Source organism: Campylobacter insulaenigrae NCTC 12927, assembly GCF_000816185.1.
In the GTDB taxonomy this organism is placed as follows: Bacteria; Campylobacterota; Campylobacteria; order Campylobacterales; family Campylobacteraceae; genus Campylobacter_D; species Campylobacter_D insulaenigrae.
This window is the reverse complement of the sequence record NZ_CP007770.1, coordinates 923,429-944,124: the sequence shown is the minus strand read 5'-3', so window position 1 is coordinate 944,124 and position 20,696 is coordinate 923,429. Positions and strand designations below refer to the sequence as shown.

The 20,696-nt window shown below is 29.3% G+C and carries 20 protein-coding genes, 1 pseudogene and 1 riboswitch; of the genes and pseudogenes, 17 read left to right on the top strand and 4 right to left on the bottom strand.

All coding sequences use genetic code 11. From position 1 onward, the window contains the following. Nucleotides 1-10 precede the first annotated feature (10 nt). The gene (gene rpmB, locus CINS_RS04935; RefSeq protein WP_039650359.1) at nt 11-205 is read right to left on the bottom strand and encodes a 50S ribosomal protein L28; all 195 of its coding nucleotides are present in this window, start codon (nt 203-205) and stop codon (nt 11-13) included. A gap of 152 nt (nt 206-357) precedes the next feature. Here rpmB and rpe point away from each other — a divergent pair, with 152 nt between their 5' ends. From rpe to thiC, 3 genes are all read left to right on the top strand, one after another. Next, complete coding sequence (gene rpe, locus CINS_RS04930) at nt 358-1,005, top strand: ribulose-phosphate 3-epimerase (protein ID WP_039650358.1); 648 nt, start codon at nt 358-360, stop codon at nt 1,003-1,005. Further along, nucleotides 1,002-1,769 (top strand): 3'-5' exonuclease, encoded by a 768-nt coding sequence (locus CINS_RS04925; protein ID WP_039650357.1) that lies wholly within the window; start codon nt 1,002-1,004, stop codon nt 1,767-1,769. Before rpe ends, CINS_RS04925 begins: the two co-directional genes overlap by 4 nt. A gap of 28 nt (nt 1,770-1,797) precedes the next feature. Beyond that, nucleotides 1,798-1,902: riboswitch (TPP riboswitch) on the top strand. A 61-nt stretch (nt 1,903-1,963) separates the two neighbouring features. Further along, nucleotides 1,964-3,259: a phosphomethylpyrimidine synthase ThiC gene (thiC, locus tag CINS_RS04920; RefSeq protein ID WP_039650356.1), complete on the top strand. Its 1,296-nt coding sequence runs from the start codon at nt 1,964-1,966 to the stop codon at nt 3,257-3,259. A 39-nt stretch (nt 3,260-3,298) separates the two neighbouring features. On the opposite strand, the gene CINS_RS04915 is transcribed toward thiC, so the two are convergent. After that, nucleotides 3,299-5,131, bottom strand: coding sequence for an ammonia-forming cytochrome c nitrite reductase subunit c552 (locus CINS_RS04915; RefSeq protein ID WP_039650355.1), 1,833 nt, complete (start codon nt 5,129-5,131; stop codon nt 3,299-3,301). Nucleotides 5,132-5,146: 15 nt separating this feature from the next. Further along, the gene (gene nrfH / locus CINS_RS04910; protein ID WP_039650354.1) at nt 5,147-5,647 is read right to left on the bottom strand and encodes a cytochrome c nitrite reductase small subunit; all 501 of its coding nucleotides are present in this window, start codon (nt 5,645-5,647) and stop codon (nt 5,147-5,149) included. Between the two features lie 203 nt (nt 5,648-5,850). Here nrfH and CINS_RS04905 point away from each other — a divergent pair, with 203 nt between their 5' ends. Further along, the gene (locus tag CINS_RS04905) at nt 5,851-7,944 is read left to right on the top strand and encodes an RNA degradosome polyphosphate kinase (protein WP_039650353.1); all 2,094 of its coding nucleotides are present in this window, start codon (nt 5,851-5,853) and stop codon (nt 7,942-7,944) included. Nucleotides 7,945-7,966: 22 nt separating this feature from the next. Here CINS_RS04905 and rpoD read toward each other — a convergent pair whose 3' ends face one another. After that, complete coding sequence (gene rpoD / locus CINS_RS04900) at nt 7,967-9,844, bottom strand: RNA polymerase sigma factor RpoD (protein ID WP_039650352.1); 1,878 nt, start codon at nt 9,842-9,844, stop codon at nt 7,967-7,969. 131 nt (nt 9,845-9,975) lie between these two features. Between rpoD and CINS_RS04895 the strand changes: the two genes are divergently transcribed. The 13 genes and pseudogenes from CINS_RS04895 (at nt 9,976) to purU (ending at nt 20,681) form a co-directional block, all read left to right on the top strand. Beyond that, nucleotides 9,976-10,785: a flagellar hook-basal body protein gene (locus CINS_RS04895; protein WP_039650351.1), complete on the top strand. Its 810-nt coding sequence runs from the start codon at nt 9,976-9,978 to the stop codon at nt 10,783-10,785. A 19-nt stretch (nt 10,786-10,804) separates the two neighbouring features. Beyond that, on the top strand, nt 10,805-11,599 hold the full coding sequence (gene flgG / locus CINS_RS04890) for a flagellar basal-body rod protein FlgG (RefSeq protein ID WP_039650350.1): 795 nt from the start codon (nt 10,805-10,807) through the stop codon (nt 11,597-11,599). A gap of 172 nt (nt 11,600-11,771) precedes the next feature. Further along, on the top strand, nt 11,772-14,546 hold the full coding sequence (gene napA / locus CINS_RS04885; protein ID WP_039650349.1) for a periplasmic nitrate reductase subunit alpha: 2,775 nt from the start codon (nt 11,772-11,774) through the stop codon (nt 14,544-14,546). A 3-nt stretch (nt 14,547-14,549) separates the two neighbouring features. Continuing rightward, nucleotides 14,550-15,299 (top strand): ferredoxin-type protein NapG, encoded by a 750-nt coding sequence (gene napG, locus CINS_RS04880; RefSeq protein WP_039650348.1) that lies wholly within the window; start codon nt 14,550-14,552, stop codon nt 15,297-15,299. Then, on the top strand, nt 15,296-16,087 hold the full coding sequence (gene napH / locus CINS_RS04875; protein WP_039650347.1) for a quinol dehydrogenase ferredoxin subunit NapH: 792 nt from the start codon (nt 15,296-15,298) through the stop codon (nt 16,085-16,087). Before napG ends, napH begins: the two co-directional genes overlap by 4 nt. Next, complete coding sequence (locus tag CINS_RS04870) at nt 16,077-16,595, top strand: periplasmic nitrate reductase, small subunit, cytochrome c550 protein (RefSeq protein ID WP_039650346.1); 519 nt, start codon at nt 16,077-16,079, stop codon at nt 16,593-16,595. The genes napH and CINS_RS04870 overlap by 11 nt, the downstream gene beginning before the upstream one ends. A 2-nt stretch (nt 16,596-16,597) precedes the next feature. Next, a complete protein-coding gene (locus tag CINS_RS04865) occupies nt 16,598-17,524 on the top strand; it encodes a nitrate reductase accessory protein (RefSeq protein ID WP_039650345.1) in 927 nt (308 codons plus the stop codon). Continuing rightward, nucleotides 17,511-17,846, top strand: a complete 336-nt coding sequence (locus CINS_RS04860; protein WP_039650344.1) for a chaperone NapD — start codon at nt 17,511-17,513, stop codon at nt 17,844-17,846. The genes CINS_RS04865 and CINS_RS04860 overlap by 14 nt, the downstream gene beginning before the upstream one ends. 2 nt (nt 17,847-17,848) lie before the next feature. Beyond that, nucleotides 17,849-18,019, top strand: a complete 171-nt coding sequence (locus CINS_RS07830) for a SoxR reducing system RseC family protein (RefSeq protein ID WP_145961682.1) — start codon at nt 17,849-17,851, stop codon at nt 18,017-18,019. 92 nt (nt 18,020-18,111) lie between these two features. Then, on the top strand, nt 18,112-18,357 hold the full coding sequence (locus CINS_RS04855) for a hypothetical protein (protein WP_039650342.1): 246 nt from the start codon (nt 18,112-18,114) through the stop codon (nt 18,355-18,357). 56 nt (nt 18,358-18,413) lie between these two features. Continuing rightward, nucleotides 18,414-18,779, top strand: a pseudogene (locus tag CINS_RS04850) (CiaD-like domain-containing protein); the annotation flags it as partial. Beyond that, nucleotides 18,748-19,857, top strand: coding sequence for a multifunctional tRNA nucleotidyl transferase/2'3'-cyclic phosphodiesterase/2'nucleotidase/phosphatase (locus CINS_RS04845; protein ID WP_039650338.1), 1,110 nt, complete (start codon nt 18,748-18,750; stop codon nt 19,855-19,857). The pseudogene CINS_RS04850 and the gene CINS_RS04845, both read left to right, overlap by 32 nt. After that, nucleotides 19,854-20,681 carry a formyltetrahydrofolate deformylase gene (gene purU / locus CINS_RS04840; protein ID WP_039650336.1) on the top strand — a complete coding sequence of 276 codons (828 nt, stop codon included), beginning with the start codon at nt 19,854-19,856 and terminating at the stop codon, nt 20,679-20,681. The genes CINS_RS04845 and purU overlap by 4 nt, the downstream gene beginning before the upstream one ends. Nucleotides 20,682-20,696 lie beyond the last annotated feature (15 nt).

Here is a 20,696-nt window from a genome sequence, read left to right as displayed (position 1 = left end):
GATTTTATAATTATTTATTATTTTGCTTTCTAAGAGTTCTTAAAGTAGAAGCTGCAACCCTAACTTTTCTCGTTGTACCATCTTCTAGAGTAACACGAATAGTTCTTAAATTTGGCAAAAATCTTCTTTTTGTTTTATTGTTGGCGTGACTTACGTTATTGCCTACCATAGGTCCTTTTCCTGTGATTTGACATATTCTTGACATTGCTATTTCCTCGTCTTTGATTAAAATAAAATAATTCTTGAAATTGTATCTAAAATAAACTTAAAAAAATCAAATACTAAAAACAATAAAGAAAATATTGATATTAAGTATGGTAAAATAACCACTTGTATATAAATATTTGGAGAATATTAATGTATGTAGCACCTAGTTTATTATCAGCAAATTTTTTAAATTTAGAAAAAGATATTAAAGAAATACATGAAGCTGGAGCTGATTTGTTACATATTGATGTAATGGATGGATATTTTGTTCCAAATTTTACTTTTGGACCTTGTGTTTTAGAAAATATATGTAAAATTAGTCCAATTCCTTTAGATGTACATCTAATGGTAAATGATGTGAGTAAATTTGTAGAATTTTTCAAACCGCTAAAGCCAAAATTTATAAGTTTTCATGTTGAAATAGAAAAACATCCAATAAGAATTTGTGAAGATTTGAAAAAAAATGGAATTCATCCTGCAATTGTTTTGAATCCACATACTCCTGTATCCAATATAGAGCATCTTTTAGAATTTGTAGATATGGTTCTTTTAATGAGTGTTAATCCTGGATTTGGAGGGCAGAAATTTTTACCTTTAGTTTATCAAAAAATTAGGACTTTAAGAGAGATGATTGATAAAAAAAATCTTAAAGTTTTTATAGAAGTTGATGGTGGCATAAATGGGTTAAATGCGCCTGATTTAGATGAAGCTGGTGCTGATATTTTAGTAGCGGGGAATTATATTTTTTCTTCACAAGATTATAAAACTGCAATTAATTCATTAAAGTGTGAATTTTGAGTCAACAGCAAATTGATGATTTTATTAATAAACTAAGTAAAGAAAATAAATCATTTTCTTGGGTTATTAATGAAATAAAGAATATAGAAGAACTTTCTTCTTATGATTTTGACTCGCATACATTTTCGCTTTTAGGGCTTGGTATTGAAATTAATAAAAACAATCAAATTTGTTTAAAAACTAAAAATACTGATATAAAAAATGAAATTTTTTGTGTAGTGGATATTGAAAGCACAGGAAGTATTAAAAATGGACAAATTTTAGAAATTGGTGCTGTTAAAATTCAAAATTTTAAAGAAATTGATCGTTTTGAAAGTTTAATTCAAGTGGATAATATTCCAGAAAATATTACAGAATTAACAGGCATTACTCAATATATGAGCAAAGAAGCTCCATCGTTAAAATTTGTTTTAAATAATTTTAGGTTATTTTTAAAGGATTCTATTTTTGTAGCGCATAATGTTCGATTTGACTATAATTTTTTATCAAAAGTTATGCAAGAAAATGATTTTGGTGTTTTATTAAATAGAAGATTATGTACCATAGATCTTGCTAAGAAGTGTATCGATAGTCCTAAGTACGGACTTGAAACATTAAAAGAATTTTTAAATATACAAAATCAGCATCATAGAGCTTTGAATGACGCTTTAGCTGCAAGTGAAATTTTAATCTATTGTATTAAAAAAATTCCATTTTATATAAAAACTACTGAGGAATTGTTGCAATTTAGCAAACAATCAAAAAATAAAACTAAAAAGAAATAAATTTTTTTATAATTTACGCTATACTTACTGCCTAAATGACGGGAGCTTGTGTGACAGGCTGAGAGTAAGCTAAAAGCTTAGACCGAACCAGAACTAGATAATGCTAGCGTTGGGAAGATTTATATTAACTGCTTTTTTTACTTATTTTTTACCCTTTCATTTATCCATAAAAACTATTTTCAAGGATAAACAATATGAAAACTCAAATGACGTACGCAAAAGAAGGTGTATTTACAAAACAAATGCAAATTGTTGCACAAAAAGAACAAGTTGATCAAAATTTTTTGATAGAAAATATAGCAAGCGGTAAAATTATTATACCAGCAAATATTAATCATAAGGCATTAGATCCTAATGGAATAGGATGCGGTCTTAGAACAAAAGTGAATGTAAATTTAGGTGTATCTAATGATTGTATAGATTACACAGAGGAGATGCAAAAAGTTGATTTGGCACATAAATTTAATATAGAAGCTATAATGGATTTAAGTAATTATGGCAAGACAAGTAAATTTAGAGATGAGTTGATTGCAACTTCAAAAGCTATGATAGGGACAGTGCCTGTTTATGATGCGGTTGGATTCTTAGAAAAAGATTTAAAAGATATTAAAGCTAAAGATTTTTTAGATGTGGTGTATCATCATGCAAAAAGTGGAGTTGATTTTATGACCATACACGCAGGTATAAATTCCAGAGCAGCTAGAGTATTTAAGGAGTGCGATAGAATTACGAATATTGTTTCAAGAGGCGGATCTGTACTTTATGCTTGGATGCAAATGAATGATTGTGAAAATCCTTTTTATGAGTATTATGATGATTTATTGGCAATATGTAAAGAATTTGATGTAACTTTATCTTTAGGAGATGCTTTAAGACCAGGTTGTACTCATGATGCAAGTGACAGTGCTCAAATAGCTGAGTTGATAGAATTATCTTTGCTTACAAAAAGAGCTTGGGAACAAGATATACAAGTTATGATAGAAGGACCAGGTCATATGGCTATAAATGAAATAGAAGCAAATATGCAAATTGAAAAGAGAATTTGTAATGGTGCCCCTTTTTATGTTTTAGGACCTTTGGTTACTGATATTGGTGCAGGATATGATCATATAAGTGGAGCAATAGGTGGTGCTGTTGCAGCAGCAGCAGGAGCTGATATCCTTTGTTATGTAACTCCTGCGGAACATTTAAGATTGCCTGATATAAACGATGTAAGAGATGGTATTGTGGCTACAAAAATAGCAGCTCATGCTGGAGATATAGCAAAACTTCCAAAAGAAAGAGCAAGAGATGATGCTATGAGTAAAGCAAGACAAGATATTGATTGGGAGAAAATGTTTAAGTTTGCTATAGATGGAGAGAAGGCTAAAAAGATGTTTAATGAAAGAAGGCCTGAAGAGCTTAATTCTTGTTCTATGTGCGGAAAAATGTGTGCTATGAACACCATGAATCAAATTTTAAAAGGTGAAGAAGTTAAATTAATAAAATAAAACAAATAAAGAATAAAATCCCGTTTAACGGGATTTTGATTATTTATCTATGTTTTGATAATTATATGGTTTAAGATTTTTATCCATATCTAAAAGATGTTGTGAAGGGTTGCCATTAATATTATCATGTTTATAATAGCGCTCTCCTGCCTTATGCCCATTTAAATCTACTTTATAGCGGATATCTCCTGGATTAAATTTTTGAATATCTTCAAAAGTTAAATTAGAAGTTTTAAAGTCTTTGATTCCATTTACATTAGCAATTTCTACTAATTTAGTTTGTCCCATTCTTGCCATGTCCACAGCTTGTAAAAGCATTCTTGAGGCTTCTCTTGGATTGTGAAAACCTGTAGAATTTTCAGCACCAATAAAATCTGCTCTCATTTGAGCTTTTCTATGGAGTTCTAATACTTCTTTTAAAGTATTGTTGATTTTATTTACATCTGCTTTATTATCTGTTTGGTACTCTGGCATCATGCTTAAATATTCACGTATAACTTGAATATCTTTGATAAGACTTACAATGGCATATTCTGCCGTTCTTAAGTCATGAGCAATTGAATTTTGAATATCTTTAATTTGTGCTTTAAGATATTCTTCGCTTTGAGTATGACAAGTTTTACAAGCAGCATTAATATTTTGTAAAGGCGAAGTAACATTATGTTGAGTCATTTTCTTAGCACCTTTTCTAATATAAGGCATATGACAATCTGCGCAACTAACTCCATTAGCTGCATGCACCCCACCGCTGTATAATTCACTTTCTGGATGTTGAATTTTTATCATAGGCGCACCACTTAATTTATGAGCCCAATCTTTATCAAAAATCGTGCGTACTTTATCATAATAATCGTCAAACATTTCTATTCTAAAAGCTTGGCCTTTTTTCCATTCACTCCAAGGAAATACTAATTCTAAGCCATCTACTTCTATTTGTGTTGGTTTATTACCATCTCTCCAAGAATCAAATTCATCGTAAGTTTTTTGAGTCCCATTCCACCATTTTTTAGTAGAATCATTAGCTATGCTTTCTCCCATTACTTTGATTTTTTCTCCAGTAGGTCTAAAATAATATTCCACGTGGCATTGAGAGCAAACTAAAGTTCTCATTTCTTCTCTTGTAGCTTTTACGCCTTGTTCTTCATCTTTCTCATAACCTCTTGCTATAAGAGCATTTATAGCAGCTGGGCGTGTAAGCCTCAAACTCATATTATTTGGGGTATGACAATCTGCACAAGTTATTCCCATTCTTTTACCTCCATGAGGACCACTATGTTCTAAAGAACCTTCTTTGTAACCATTTACTGCAGGAATATTTTTTATCATTGTCCAATATTTTGTAGAATTAAATGCTATCCATTTTTCTTTTTCGTTATTACCTTGTGTATTCTTAATAAGCCATGGAGACCAACCACTATGACAATTCATACAAGCAGTTGGTTGTCCACCAAATCCAGCAAATCCATGAGAATTTAAAAAATCTTTGTTATTTCTTGCTGTATCCATTTGATCAACTTGCACCCAAAAATGTCCTCTTTCTTCATTAGCGTCAATTGAAAAAGGATATCCTGCCCATAAAATAGTAAGTTGAGGGTATCTTATTAATTTTGAATATGATAGATTTCCGCCAAAATCAGTTTCCATAGGCTTTTCTCTTTCTACTGTAAGATACATATCCAAATAATCTGGAAAATTTTTACCCCATTCATCAAAAGTAGGATTTTCATCGCTCATCTCAACGAAATTTTTGCTAACAATACCCCCAATACTCTCTTCTTGCTTTTTACTTATATCATTATTTAGCCATAAAACAGCACCGATTAACACAAGTAAAATTATTATACATGAGTATAAAAGACTTTTTTTATTCATTGAATCTCCTAAAAATTAAAATCCACGCTTATGTCCGACGCTACCATGACACGAAACGCAATTTAAAGAATTATCCTTATGAGGATTGGTTGTCGCATTAATAGCTACGCTAGCGTAATCAAAGTGACAACGAATACAATTATCTTGCACCATTTTTTTACTTTTTTCGTTTGCATTTAAATTTGTTGGCAATTCATTTAATTTAAATGTAAAGGCGTAAGCATGCCCTAGACCACTTTGTGCTTTAGCAATCCATTTATCTAAAAAGTTGTGAGGTAAATGGCAATCACTACAGGTTGCTCTTGGCTCACCTTTAACTTTTTTGGAGTGAGGAGCTGCAAGATAATCATTGTAAACTTCATTCATAATATGACAATTATTACATGATTGACTCGCATTGCTAAGATAAGAAGTACCTTTGGCGTTGTAAAAGGTATAAAAACCAATCACAAAAAATACGACAAGTAAAAGTAAAAAAACGCTAAACAGACTAGGAAAAGCCTTTTTTTGCTTCAAGAATTCCTCCTTGCATAATAAGGCATCAAAATGCTATGTTGTAACTATATTATAAATATATTTAATATTAATTTAAAGATATAAAATATCTTAATTTATTATAAATGGTTTTTTAAGATTTAATATCATAATAATTTAATAAAGGTAAGTATTCTTAATATATAATATACTATTTATTAAATAGATTATTTAAGGTAAATAAGATGCAGTTTCAATCATCTATGTATATTAACAGAGAATTATCTTGGTTAGCTTTTAATTCTAGAGTGTTAGATCAATGTTCCAAAGAGCTTCCATTGCTGGAAAAACTGAAATTTATAGCTATATATTGCACTAACTTAGATGAATTTTATATGATTAGAGTGGCTGGTTTAAAACAACTTTTTGTTGCTGGTATTAGCACCACTAGCAATGATGAAATGACACCATTGGCGCAATTAAAAGCCATAAGAAATTATTTGCACGAAGAAAAATATGTGCTTGAGCAATATTTTTCTAAAATTTTATCTGACCTTGAAAAAGAAAACTTGTTTATTAGATCATATGAAGAGCTTGATGAGGATATGAAACAACAATGTAATGAACATTTTTTTTCTAATATTTTTCCTGTTATAGTTCCAATTGCTGTAGATGCTACTCATCCTTTTCCGCATTTAAACAATTTATCTTTCTCTTTGGCGGTAAAGCTTTGTGATCCTATCCATCCAGAGCTATTAAAATTTGGAATGATACGTATCCCAAGAGTTTTACCTAGATTTTATCAAGTAAGTTCAAATATTTATGTGCCTATTGAAAGTATAGTTCATCATCACACAGAACACATTTTTCCTGGGTATAAGCTTTTAGCTTCTGCTGCTTTTAGGGTAACTAGAAATGCAGATATGGAGATTGAAGAAGAGGAAGCTGATGATTTTATGATGATTTTAGAACAAGGGTTAAAGCTCCGTAGAAAAGGTGCATTTATTCGTTTGCAAATTCAAAAAGGTGCTGATGAACAATTGATAGAATTTTTACGCTTACATATGAATATTTTTCATAAAGATATTTATGAATATGATACTCTTTTAAATTTATCATCGCTTTGGCAAATTATTTTAAACAAAGAATTTACTCACTTACTAAGTCCTGTATATACTTCAAAAATTTTACCGCCATTTGGAGATAATTTATCGATATTTAGCGCTATGGATAAACAAGATATTTTGGTCTTTCAACCTTATGAAAGTTTTGAACCTGTTTATCAATTTATAAAAGAAGCAAGTAAAGATCCTAAGGTTGTTTCTATACGAATGACACTTTATAGAGTGGAAAAAAATTCAAATATAGTTCAAGCCTTGATTGATGCTGCAAATGATGGTAAACAAGTTACTGTAATGGTCGAACTTAAGGCTCGCTTTGATGAAGAAAATAATTTACATTGGGCAAAATCATTAGAAAATGCTGGTGCTCATGTAATTTATGGTATTACAGGATTTAAAGTACATGCTAAAGTTGCTCAAGTAATTAGAAAAGAAGGTGATAAACTTAAAATTTATAATCACCTTAGTACAGGAAATTACAATGCTAGCTCAGCTAAAGTTTACACAGATGTTAGTTATTTTACTTCAAAGGAAGAGTATTCACAAGATACTACGACATTTTTTCATATTTTGTCAGGGTATAGTAAAAGCCGTCGTTTAAAAACCTTATCGATGAGTCCTAAGCAAATCAAAGAAAGAATTTTAGAAATGATAGCAATTGAAGCAAATCAAAGAGAAAATGGTGTCATTATAGCTAAAATGAATGCTTTAGTTGATGCGGATGTGATTAAAGCTTTATATGAAGCATCTAATAAGGGTGTAAGAATTGATTTGATAGTTAGAGGAATTTGCTGTTTGAAACCAGACGTGCAAGGTTATAGTGAAAATATAAAGGTTAGAAGTATAGTTGGAAAATATTTAGAGCATGCAAGAATTTTGTATTTTAAGCATACAAGTCCAAATTATTTTATTTCAAGTGCAGATTGGATGCCAAGAAATTTAGAAAGACGTCTTGAGTTGATGACACCAATATATGATGAGCACTCTAGGGCAAAGTTGGCACAAATATTAAAATTGCAATTAAGTGATAATGATTTAGCTTATGAATTAAATAGTGATGGCAGATATAAAAAGATTATCATCAATAAAGATGATAAAATCAATAATTCTCAAAAAATTTTAGAAGATTATATTAGTAGAATTTTTTATACACTTAAAAAAGATACGGATCAAAGCAGAGCAACACATCTTGCAACTAAACTTTTTAGAGATAATTAATCCTTTTATAGTTAAGGATTAATTATTTCCAGCCTTCAATATAATTTTTAAGTTTTCTACCAACTTTAGGGTGCTTAAGTTTTTTTATAGCAGAACTTTCTATTTGTCTTACTCTTTCTCTAGTGACATTAAGTTCTTTACCAATTTCTTCTAAAGTTCTATCGCTTTCATCATCCATTAAACCAAAACGCATCCTAATAACTGCTTTTTCTCTATCATTTAGTTGATCTAAAACTTCATCAATTTGTTCTTTTAAATCATCTTTTAAAATGTGATCCATAGGTGAAAGTGAATTTCTATCTTCTACAAAATCTCCAAATTTACCATCATCTTCATTGCTAATAGGTGCTTCTAGAGAAACAGGTTCTTTTGTGATTTTGATAACTTGTTTTACTTTATCTACACTTAAATTTACTTCTTTAGCGATAATGTTAACATCCGGTTCTTTGCCTTCTTTTTGTAAATATTCACGAATTATTTTATTGATTTGATTGATAGTTTCTATCATATGAATAGGAATTCTTATAGTCCTTGCTTGATCTGCTATAGCTCTTGAAATAGCCTGTCGTATCCACCATGTAGCATAAGTTGAAAATTTATAACCTCTTTTATATTCAAATTTATCAACTGCTTTCATTAAACCAATATTACCTTCTTGAATTAAATCTAAAAAAGGTAAGCCGCGATTTGTATATCTTTTTGCTATGCTAACTACAAGTCGTAAATTTGATTTAGCCATTCTAGTTTTTGCCTCATCAGAAATTCTTTTGCCTCGTTTGATTTGTTCTAAAATTTCTTTTAATTGATCTTTTTCTAAATCAAATGAATTTTGGCTAGCTTCTTTTGTTTGAATAAGTTTTTTAATTTCCATATAAGTACTAACCATAGTTGTTTCCAAAGCACGCTCAGTTATTTCTTCTTTGCTAAGTTTAGTGATATCTTTTAAGATATCTGCATGTCTTTGTTTGAGTTCTTCTGAAAACATTGGTAAACGGTATTCTAAGCGCTTAAGTTCCTTATCAAATTCTTCATCACTTTTTAAAGCAGTTTCCATTGATTTTACTATTTCTGATATGAGCTTTGAAGTTGGGCCTAAGTTCATAAGTTTTTCTTTTAATATATTTTTCTTAAAAGCTATTATTAATTTATCTAATAAGTCATCTTCGTTTTTTTCTGCGCTAATGGTGGAAATGGTTTTTAACCATTCTTTTTTTGCTTTTTCTAAAGCTTTAAAGCTTTCTATGACTTTTAAAGTTCTTTCATCTTCTTTTTTATTTGTTTTTTTAATTTTTTTATCACTATTTAAATCATTTTCGTCGTTTTCATTTTCTTCATCGGTATCTATTTCATCTTCATTTTTATCATCTTCATTTTTATCGTCATCTTCAAAGCTTTTGAAAAGTTCCTTTACTCTTCTTTCTCTATTGATTAAAGGTTCTTTATAATCAAGTATAAAGTCAATCAAATAAGGCACCGAACAGAAAGCATCGATAATAATATCCTCACCAAGTTCTATTTTTTTAGAGATTTCTACTTCTTCATCTTTGTTTAATAATGAAATTTGTCCCATTTCTCTTAAATACATTCTTACAGGAGAATCTGATCTACTCCATTCTAATAAATCATTTTCATTAGCTAAATCAAATTCATTTTCCAAGCTTGTATCTTGTAGTTTTTGTTTTTCTTCTTGCAGTTTTTTTGCTTCTTCTAGATTACGTTTTTTTGCAATTTCTGCTGAAGATACTAATTCTACTTTGTGTTTGGTCATTAAATCTCGAATTTTTTTTACACTAGAGGCATTTGGAATTTTTGCTAAGTACTTGACAAGTTTTTCATATGTGATATAATCTTTAGAATTTTCTTTAAAAAGTTCTTCTAAAGTATTCGCTTCGCCAGCCATAAAGTGTCCTTTGAGATAATTTTAGTATGAAACTTGTTATTCTTCCTAAAAATTAATTAAAAACAAATAAAATTTTTTGGAATAGATATTGCTTTGTGTGATTAAAATATTTCAGATTTTTAGGAATTACAATGCAAAATGGATATTATCAAGCCACTGGTGCTATGGTTACACAATTTAATCGCTTAGACGTTGTAACTAATAACCTTGCCAATGTCAACACTAGTGGTTACAAGAGAGATAATGTTGTTATTGCAGATTTTAAAAGGATTTTTAAAGAAACTCAAGATGAGTTGCCTATAGAAAATCATACAAGAGATGCAGCGAGATTTGTAAATACTACTATAGATAGAGTACCTCAAGTTAATCATGTATATACAAATTTTAATGTTGGATCCATGAAGATGACCCATAATCCTTTAGATCTTGCTTTAACAAGAGAAGATACTTTCTATCTTATTAAAACTAACAACGGAGAAGTAAGATTAAGTCAAGATGGAAATTTTCAACTTGATGAAGATGGATATTTGGTTAATCGTCAAGGATATAGGGTTTTAAGTAGTGATTATTTTAATAATCCAGAAAATGATGGAATTCGTATAGGTGATTCCAATGCTTTTGTTAATGTAGATAAAAATGGGATTATTAGCACTACAAATCAAAATATTGCAAGATTATTTGTAGCTCAAGTAGATGATTTAAGAGATTTACAAAAAGATGGTGATAATATGTATAAAGTAGATGTAAATAAAATAAGAGATTTACAAAATTCAGGTGCTATTAAACAAGGTTTTACTCAAGGTTCTAATGTAAATCCTGTGACTGAAATGGTTGGATTAATAGAAGCAAATCGTATGGTTGAGATGTATCAAAAAGTTATGACTTCTCATATGGATGATTTAAATCAAGAAGCTATTAATAAATTAGCAAATGTTAAATAAAAATTCTAAGGATAGATAAATGTTAAGATCGTTATACACAGCAGCATCAGGGATGGTGTCTCAACAAACACAAATTGATGTGACTTCAAATAATATCTCAAATGTTAATACGGTAGGTTATAAGAAATCTCGTGCTGAATTTGCAGATTTAATGTATCAAACAATGAAATATGCTGGAACATCAACTTCAAGCACAACTAAACATCCAAGTGGGATAGAAGTAGGTCTTGGTTCTAGAGTAACTGCAATTAGCAAGATCTTTAGTGAGGGTAGTTTAAAACAAACTTCAACTGCTGGTCTTGATATGGCTATAGCAGGAAATAATGGTTTTTTTCAAATTCAAATGCCTGATGGAACAATCGCATATACTAGAAATGGGCAATTTACAAAAGATGCTGAAGGTAATATAGTAAATTCAGATGGATATAGACTTTTGCCAGAAATGACAATTCCAGAAGATGCGACTGCAATTAATGTTGCAACCGATGGAACTATTTCGGTTATTCAACCAGGAAATACAGCTGAAACTCAGATAGGACAAATAGAGCTTGTAAATTTTATTAATCCTGCTGGTTTACATGCGCTTGGAGACAATCTTTTGGTGGAAACTGATGCAAGCGGTGCTCCTATTGCTGGTATTGCCGGAGAAAATGGATTTTCCCCTATTAAACACGGATTTGTAGAGCTTAGTAATGTTCAACTTGTAGAGGAGATGACAGATCTTATTACTGGACAAAGAGCTTACGAAGCTGGTTCTAAAGCTATTACAACAAGTGATGATATGCTTGGTATAGTAAATCAATTAAAACGCTAAGATAAATTAGCGTTTTAATAATATGCTTAATTTTTTTTAAAAATACTAAATAAATCCTAAATGTAAGTATTTAAAAATATTCCTTTTTATAATTTAATTTTAATATAAATGTGATAATATGACATTTGTGTGTTATTTAATATACGCAAAATAAACAATAACGAGGGATACGATGAACAGAAGAGACTTCATTAAAAATACTGCTATTGCAAGTGCTTGTAGTGTTGCGGGTCTTAGTGTTCCAAGTAGTGTGCTTGCAAATACTGAAAATAAATGGCGCTGGGATAAAGCTGTTTGTAGATTTTGTGGTACAGGATGTGGAATATTAGTTGCGAGTTTAGATGGCAAGATCGTTGCAGTAAAAGGAGATCCTGCGGCTCCAGTCAATCGCGGATTAAATTGTATTAAAGGTTATTTTAATGCAAAAATTATGTATGGTGAAGATCGTTTGGTAACTCCTTTACTTCGTGTAAATTCTAAAGGTGAATTTGATAAAAAGGGGAAATTTCAACAAGTTTCTTGGCAAAAAGCTTTTGACGAAATGGAAAAGCAATTTAAAAAAGCATACAAGGAAAAAGGTGTTGAAGGTATTGGAATTTTTGCAAGCGGTCAATATACTATTCAAGAAGGATATGCTGCAGCTAAACTCGTAAAAGCTGGTTTTAGATCAAATAATATTGATCCAAATGCGCGTCATTGTATGGCTTCTGCAGTTGTTGGATTTATGCAAACATTTGGAGTTGATGAGCCTTCTGGTTGTTATGATGATATAGAGCTTACAGATACTATAATTACTTGGGGCGCAAATATGGCAGAAATGCATCCAATTTTATGGTCAAGAGTAAGTGATAGAAAATTAAGTAATCTTGATAAGGTAAAAGTGGTAAATTTATCAACTTTTTCAAATAGAACTTCTCATATAGCCGATACTGAAATTATTTTTAAACCTAATGCTGATTTAGCTATTTGGAATTACATAGCAAGAGAAATTGTTTATAATCATCCAGAAGCTATGGATAAGGATTTTGTTGATAAGCATTGTATATTCACAACAGGATATGCTGATATTGGTTATGGAATGAGAAATAATCCTAATCATCCTAAATTTAAAGTAAGTGAAAAAGACACTGTTGCTAAGCAAAACGCTATTGTTTTAGATGATGAAGAAGCAATATCTTTAGCTTATCTAGGAGTGAAAACAGGTGATAAATTTGAAATGAAGCATCAAGATAAACCTGATACACATTGGGAAATTTCTTTTGAGGATTTTAAGAAAGCATTAGAACCTTATACACTTGATTATGTGGCTAAAGTGGCAAAAGGCAATGAAGATGAAAGCATAGAAGAATTTAAAAATAAATTACAAGAACTAGCAAATTTATACATTGAAAAAAATAGAAAAGTTGTAAGTTTTTGGACTATGGGATTTAATCAACATACAAGAGGTTCTTGGGTAAATGAGCAAGCTTATATGGTGCATTTTTTATTAGGTAAGCAAGCAAAACCAGGTAGTGGAGCTTTTTCTCTTACTGGACAACCAAGTGCCTGTGGAACAGCAAGAGAAGTGGGAACATTTTCTCATCGTTTACCGGCTGATATGGTGGTTGCAAATGCTAAACATAGAGAAATTTCTGAAAAAATTTGGAAAATACCTGCAAATACAATTAATCCAAAACCAGGTGCTCCATATTTAAATATTATGAGAGATTTAGAAGATGGAAAAATCAAATTTGCTTGGGTGCAGGTGAATAATCCATGGCAAAATACAGCAAATGCAAATCACTGGATAGATGCAGCCAGAAATATGGATAATTTTATTGTTGTAAGTGATTGTTATCCAGGAATTAGTGCTAAGGTAGCAGATTTAATTTTACCAAGTGCTATGATTTATGAAAAATGGGGTGCTTATGGTAATGCAGAAAGAAGAACCCAGCATTGGAAACAACAAGTTTTACCTGTAGGTGAAGCTATGAGTGATACTTGGCAGATTATGGAATTTGCAAAACGCTTTAAATTAAAAGAAGTTTGGGGTGAAATGAAAGTTAATGATAAGCTTACTTTACCAAGTGTTTTAGAAGAAGCTAAAGCTATGGGTTACAATGAAGATGATACATTATATGATGTATTATTTGCCAATAGTGAGGCAAAAACATTCAAAGCTAAAGACAATATAGCAAAGGGTTTTGATAATTCTGAAGTTTTTGGAGATGAAAGAAAAATTATAGGTAGCGACGGAGAAGAATTTAAAGGCTATGGGTTTTTTATTCAAAAATATTTATGGGAAGAATATCGCAAATTTGGTTTAGGACATGGGCATGATTTAGCTGATTTTGACACTTATCATAAGGTCAGAGGTTTAAGATGGCCTGTAGTAAATGGTAAAGAAACCCAGTGGAGATTTAATACAAAATTTGATTATTATGCTAAAAAAGCTAATCCAAAATCTGATTTTGCTTTTTATGGTAATTTTGCTAAAGAATTGCCAAAAGGAGATTTAATAGCACCTCAAACAACTGAAAAGTATAGCTTAAAAAATAAAGTTAAAATTTTCTTTAGACCATTTATGAAAGCTCCTGAAAGACCGAGTAAGGAATATCCATTTTGGTTATCTACCGGTAGAGTATTAGAACATTGGCATAGTGGTACTATGACTATGAGGGTTCCTGAACTTTTCCGTGCAGTTCCTGAAGCACTTTGTTATATGAATGAAGATGATGCTAAGAGTATGCAAATTAATCAAGGTGATGCTGTGTGGGTAGAGTCGCGTCGTGGAAAAGTAAAAGCACGAGTGGATTTTCGTGGTAGAAATAAGCCTTCAAAAGGTCTTGTGTATGTTCCTTGGTTTGATGAGAATGTGTATATTAACAAAGTTACGCTTGATGCAACTTGTCCACTATCTAATCAAACTGATTTTAAAAAATGTGCTGTAAAAATTACTAAAGTGTAATAAATGAACAATAGAAGAGAATTTTTAGCTTTTGCATTTAAGCTTTTGTGTATAAGTAGCGGTAGCGCATTTTTGGCAAATTTAGCTTTTAGTTCTAATCAGGAGTATTTTTTAAGACCTCCTGGAGCCGATAATGAAAGAGAATTTTTGTCAAAATGTATAAGATGTGGACTTTGTGTGAAAGCTTGTCCTTACGATATTTTAGATCTAGCTACTTTGCAAGATTCTCCCCAAAATGGCACTCCTTTTTTTGTAGCGAGAAAAGATCCGTGTAGGTTATGTGAAGATATTCCTTGTATCAGGGATTGTCCTACCGATGCGTTGGATCATAAATATTTAGAACAAAAAGATGGAATTTATAAAACTAAGATGGGTATAGCTATTATTGATAGTGCTAGTTGCGTGGCTTATTGGGGAATTCAATGCGATGCTTGTTATAGAGCCTGTCCTTTAATAGACAAGGCTTTAAAGTTAGAATTAAAACGCAATGAAAGAACTGCTAAACATGCATTTTTACTTCCGGTTGTTGATCACGAAGTTTGTGTAGGTTGTGGGCTTTGTGAGAAAGCTTGCATTACTCAAGAAGCAGCTATCAAAGTTTTACCTAGAAATTTTGTTTTAGGAAGAGCAGGGGATAATTATATTAAAGGCTGGGATGAAAAAGACGAAAAACGTCTACAAGATGTTGACACCAAAAAGAAATTCAACAACAATAAAGCTAAAAATTATCTTAATGATGGAGAATTGCTGTGAAATATCTTATTTTAAGAAGGATTGTGCAAATTTCTATTTTAATTTTATTTTCTTTTAGTGTATTTGATTTTATTTTAAAGGGAAATTTGAGTTCTTCTATTTTATTTTCCACTATACCACTTAGTGATCCATTTGCGTTTTTGCAACTTGTATTTGCTAGCTTACAAATGGACGTAATGGCTTTAAGTGGAGCTTTAGTAATATTTTTCTTTTATGCTATTTTTGCTGGAAGAGCTTTTTGTGCATGGGTATGTCCGATTAATATTATTACAGATTTAGCTCATTTTTTTAGGATGAAATTAAAAGTAAATCAGATAAAAACAATTAATGTTAATAAAAATCTGCGTTACTATATAATGACTTTGTCTTTAGTTTTGTCTTTAGTTTTGTCTTTTCCTGTCTTTGAGGAATTTTCTTATATAGGAATAATCCAGAGAGGGATTATATTTGGGGGAGTTTCTTGGATTTTTATAGCATTAATTATTTTTTGTATAGATGCTTTTTTGAGTCCTAGATTTACATGCTCTCATTTTTGTCCTTTAGGTGCTTTTTGGGCTTTAGTATCTCATTTTTCACTTTTAAAAGTAAGATATGATTTGCAAAAATGCACTAAATGTTATAAATGTATCCAAATTTGTCCTGAAAAACAAGTGCTTTGGATGATAGGAAAAGAAGAGCAAGATGTTAAATCTGGAGAATGCATAAGATGTGGAAAGTGTATTGATGTTTGCTGCGATGATGCTTTAGGTTTTAATATATTAAAAATAAGGAGAGAAAATGAAAAATAAAATCTTTTTATCCTTAGCAGTAGCTACTTTAATAAGTGCATGTGGTTTTGCTGTTAAAAGTGTTGATTCAAAAGATTTAGGTTTAAGAAAAACAAGTTTAGAGAGTGAAAATATAGAGTTATTAGATGTTAAATATTCTCAATTATCAGCTGGTGAATCTGTATTGATAGAAAGATCATTTGAAAATGCTCCACCACTAATTCCTCACACTTTAGAAGATATGCTTCCTATTGTTAAGGATAATAATATTTGTTTGAGCTGTCATGATCAATCTATTGCAAAAGATGTTGGTGCAACACCACTTCCAAATAGTCACTATTTTGATCTTAGAAAAAATAAATCTACAAAAGATATGGTAAGTGAAGCTAGATTTAATTGTACTCAATGCCATGTGCCACAAAGTGATGCAAAGCCTTTGGTAAATAATACTTTTGAAGCTAAATTTAAAAATGAAGAATCAAAAAAAAGGTCAAATCTTTTAGACGTTTTAAATGAAGGTGTCAGATAAGAATGAAAAAAATATTTTTAATCTTACTAATTGGAATTTGTGCATTTGCAAGTGAATTAAAATTAAAATCTAATTTAAATGCAATAAAATTAATCGATGAAAAGCTATTAATAGGCTTGGATAATGGGGAAATTTTAAGTGTTCTAGTAAAAGACAAGCAAGAAAAACTAATTACTAAATTAGCTAAGATTAAAAATTTTTATGAAGATAATGTTGATCCTAGAATTTACAGTATTGATTATTTTGACGGTATGGTATTGGTTTTAAGTGAAGGAGATTTTGGAAGTAAAAAATTAAATATCTATAATGAAAATATGATATTTGATTTTCAACTTCCAAATAATAGTGTTAAAAAAGCTTTATTTTTAAATAATAATATTGTTGTATTAGCTGCATTAGATTCTAGTATTGAGCTTTTGGATTTAAAAACAAAAAAAGTTATTAAAAAGACTACATTTTCAAATTCAAGCTTAAGTGATGTTGTTTTAGATGAGTATAAAAACATTTTAGTTGCTGGATTTGAAAGCGGAGAAATAGTGCTTTTTGATTTAAATAAATGGCAAAAAATAAAAAATTACAAAAATATTCACAAAGATAATATTTATCAGTTAGATTATAAAAACAAAACTATACTAAGTTGTAGCACGGATAGAAAGTTAGGTATTATTGCAAACAATAACGAAAAAATTTTAGAAAAAGATTTTTTAATTTATGCTTGTGCTTTAAATCAGAATGGTACTATAGCTGCCTTTAGTGATAATGAAAAAAATATTATAGAATTAGTGGATACAAAGACATTAAAAACAATAAAAAAATTTCAAAACAGAAATTTTTTGTTAGAATATCTTATATTTTTAAATAATGATGAACTTGTAAGTGCGGGTTTTGAGAATACAATAATATTTTGGAGTATAAATGAATCTTTCTAGTGTTTTAATCTTATCTAAAAAAGAACAAGTGGATTGTCTTAAGAAAAAAATTGAAAAAATTCCTTTTTGTAATATAGAATTAATACAAGATGAAAAAATTATTGTAATAATTGAGAGTGATAATTTAGATGATGAGCTGCAAACTTATAAAAATTTAGAACAATTAGATGGGGTTATTAATATTAATATGGTATTTTCCTATCAAGATTTAGATAAAGAAAGAGAAAAAATTTTAAAAGATAATTTTAAAGTAGATACCTTTAATGAAAATATGAAAAAAGATAAAATAGAATATTATGGAAATATTTATAAAAAGTTTTGATAATGGTTTTTTTGATTCCTTTAATTTTGATTATAGCTTCTGTGTTTATTTTTGATTACATGTATTTTTCTAAAGAAAATGAGAATGTAAAAATTCAGCAAAAAAATGAAACAAAAGACCTTAAAAATCATAAACAACAGTATCTTGAAAGTATATTGAATCAAGATAAGTAATTTTTCTGTGTTTTTTAAATATAATGATAAGATTAAAAATATATTAAAAACTTTTTAGATAAAATTTAAGAATCTATTTTTTGTGAGTTTATATGAGATATACAGTTACCGAAGCTTCTATTTATGAAGCGCAAGGACTTAAAAATGAAGCCTTGGAGATTTATAAGAATATTTTAAAACAAGATCCCCAAAATAAAAATGCCATTGACGCTATTAGAAGATTAAGTGGATTACGTTCGAATCATAAAGATTTAAATTATGAAATGCTTGATTTTTTTGTAAATATGAAAAGCGAAGAAGAAATTAATGAATTTAAAAGGTGGTTGATAAAACTATGAATATAGAGGATTTAGCGAAAAAAGCAATTAGTGAAGTGAATTCTGAATTAGATCAAAATGATGAGTTTGTTCCTATGGTGGAGGAGTCTAAACAAGGTGATAAAACCTCAAATATTCAAGAGAATAAGATTAAACAAGAGATTAACAAGGTAACTCAAGAACTTATGCAAGAGTTAGACCAATTAGAGGTGCAAATCAGTAGTGAAAAACCTATTATAAAAGTTGAAGAGTCTAAAATATTAGATGAAGAGCAGATTATAAATAATGAAGAATTTTTTTTAAAAAATATTAGAGAAAGAATTTTGGTTTTATTTGAAGGTTTAAAAAATACAAAAGATGAACATTTAGAAAAAAGATTAGAAATTACCATAACTTTTTTAGAGTTTTTACTTGCGAAAATTGAAGATAGACTTAAAAAATGATGATGATTTTTTAAGTATTAAGAATATTTTACAACCTTTTACACAAAGAGCATATTTTGTAGGTGGATGTGTTAGAAATACTTTTTTAAATTTGCCTTGTAATGACTATGATATAGAAATATATGATATTCAACCTAAAATTTTTGATGAATTAATGAAAAAGCTTGGAGCTGATGGTGTTGGAAAAAGCTTTTTTGTGTACAAATATAAGAAATTTGATCTTGCTCTTGCGCGTTATGAAAATAAAATTTCTTGTGGACATAAGGGATTTGAAGTTTCTATTTGTAATGATGAGCAAGATGGTGCTAAAAGAAGGGATTTTACTATTAATGCTTTAATGGTGAATATTTTTGATTATAGTTTCTATGATTTTTTTGGTGGAGTTGAGGATTTAAAATTAAAGCAAATAAGACATATTAACGATCAAAGCTTTAAAGAAGATAGCTTAAGAATTTTACGTGCAATTGCTTTTGCATGCCGTTTTGATTTTGTGATTACAGATGAAACATTAGCTTTAATGAAAACTATGGATATTAATGATCTTTCAAGAGAAAGAATCAATAATGAACTTTATAAAATTTTTAAGACTTCAAAATTAGATAAAGCTTATAAATATTTTAAGCAATTAAAATTAGAGAATTCAATTTTTTATCATTCAACAAACAATATAGAATTTAATAATTTGCTAAAATCAAGTCAAAAATTTATAAAACATGATGGTTTATTTTTGTATCTGTATTTAAATTTCTTTCAAATTAAAAAAAAAGAATTTTTTGTAAAAACTAAAATTAAGAAATATTTTTTGAAGTATAGTGATCAAAGATTTATTTTAGGCAGTGTAAGTGATTTTGATTTGGCTAAAATTTCTTTAGATCTTAAGCTTTGTGAGTGGCTTGGTCTTTGGAATCAAGATCGTATAGAACAAGCTAAAAAAATTAATTTATTTGAGCGCAAATTTCAAAGTCAAATTACAGCAAAAGATTTGTTAGATCAAGGATATAATGGAAAAGAACTTGGAATAGAACTTTATAAAATAAAAATTGAAGAAATAAAAAAATATTTAAAGGAGTTAAGGTGAGTGAATATATTTTAAAGATTTCATGTAGTGATGAAAAAGGATTAATATATAAGATTTCAGATATTATTTTCAAATATAAAATTAATGTTATTAAAAACGATGAATTTGTTGGAGAGCATAGATTTTTTTTTAGAGCACATTTAGAAGGTGAGCTTGATATATCAGCTTTTCAAGATAAATTAAAACTTATGCTTCCGCAAGATGCTTTGGTGGAAATTTATAAAAAAAGAAAAAAAGATATTGTTATTTTTGCAACTAAAGAAACTCATTGTATTGGAGAATTGTTAATTCGTCATTTTAGTGGAGAATTTAATGCTAATATTAAAGCTGTAATTGCAAATTATAATAATTTAAAGCCTCTAGTAGATAAATTTAACATAGCTTTTCATACCATAGAAGCTCAAGATTTAAGTAGGGAAAAACACGAAGAAAAAATACTTCAATGCTTAAAACAATATGAATTTGATTATATAGTTTTAGCTAAATATATGCGTATTTTATCACCTTCTTTTGTAAAGCATTTTGAAGGAAAAATTATTAATATACACCATTCTTTTTTGCCTGCTTTTATTGGTGCAAATCCTTACAAACAAGCTTATGAGCGAGGAGTTAAGATTATTGGTGCAACTGCACATTTTGTAAATAATGATTTAGATGAAGGTCCTATTATTACTCAAGATGTTATCCCTGTTACTCACGAATACTCTTGGCAAACTATGCAACAAGCTGGTCGTAATGTTGAAAAGAATGTATTTTCAAAAGCTTTAGATCTTGTTTTTGATGATAGAATTTTTATTTATCAAAATAAAACAATAATATTTTAGTTTGTTTGATGTCAT

Coding starts and splice junctions, on each gene's coding strand:
- rpmB (WP_039650359.1), bottom strand. CDS start 205: ATGTCAAGAATATGTCAAATCACAGGAAAAGGACCTATGGTAGGCAAT.
- rpe (WP_039650358.1), top strand. CDS start 358: ATGTATGTAGCACCTAGTTTATTATCAGCAAATTTTTTAAATTTAGAA.
- thiC (WP_039650356.1), top strand. CDS start 1,964: ATGAAAACTCAAATGACGTACGCAAAAGAAGGTGTATTTACAAAACAA.
- CINS_RS04915 (WP_039650355.1), bottom strand. CDS start 5,131: ATGAATAAAAAAAGTCTTTTATACTCATGTATAATAATTTTACTTGTG.
- CINS_RS04905 (WP_039650353.1), top strand. CDS start 5,851: ATGCAGTTTCAATCATCTATGTATATTAACAGAGAATTATCTTGGTTA.
- rpoD (WP_039650352.1), bottom strand. CDS start 9,844: ATGGCTGGCGAAGCGAATACTTTAGAAGAACTTTTTAAAGAAAATTCT.
- CINS_RS04895 (WP_039650351.1), top strand. CDS start 9,976: ATGCAAAATGGATATTATCAAGCCACTGGTGCTATGGTTACACAATTT.
- flgG (WP_039650350.1), top strand. CDS start 10,805: ATGTTAAGATCGTTATACACAGCAGCATCAGGGATGGTGTCTCAACAA.
- napA (WP_039650349.1), top strand. CDS start 11,772: ATGAACAGAAGAGACTTCATTAAAAATACTGCTATTGCAAGTGCTTGT.
- napG (WP_039650348.1), top strand. CDS start 14,550: ATGAACAATAGAAGAGAATTTTTAGCTTTTGCATTTAAGCTTTTGTGT.
- CINS_RS04870 (WP_039650346.1), top strand. CDS start 16,077: ATGAAAAATAAAATCTTTTTATCCTTAGCAGTAGCTACTTTAATAAGT.
- CINS_RS04865 (WP_039650345.1), top strand. CDS start 16,598: ATGAAAAAAATATTTTTAATCTTACTAATTGGAATTTGTGCATTTGCA.
- CINS_RS04860 (WP_039650344.1), top strand. CDS start 17,511: ATGAATCTTTCTAGTGTTTTAATCTTATCTAAAAAAGAACAAGTGGAT.
- CINS_RS07830 (WP_145961682.1), top strand. CDS start 17,849: ATGGTTTTTTTGATTCCTTTAATTTTGATTATAGCTTCTGTGTTTATT.
- CINS_RS04855 (WP_039650342.1), top strand. CDS start 18,112: ATGAGATATACAGTTACCGAAGCTTCTATTTATGAAGCGCAAGGACTT.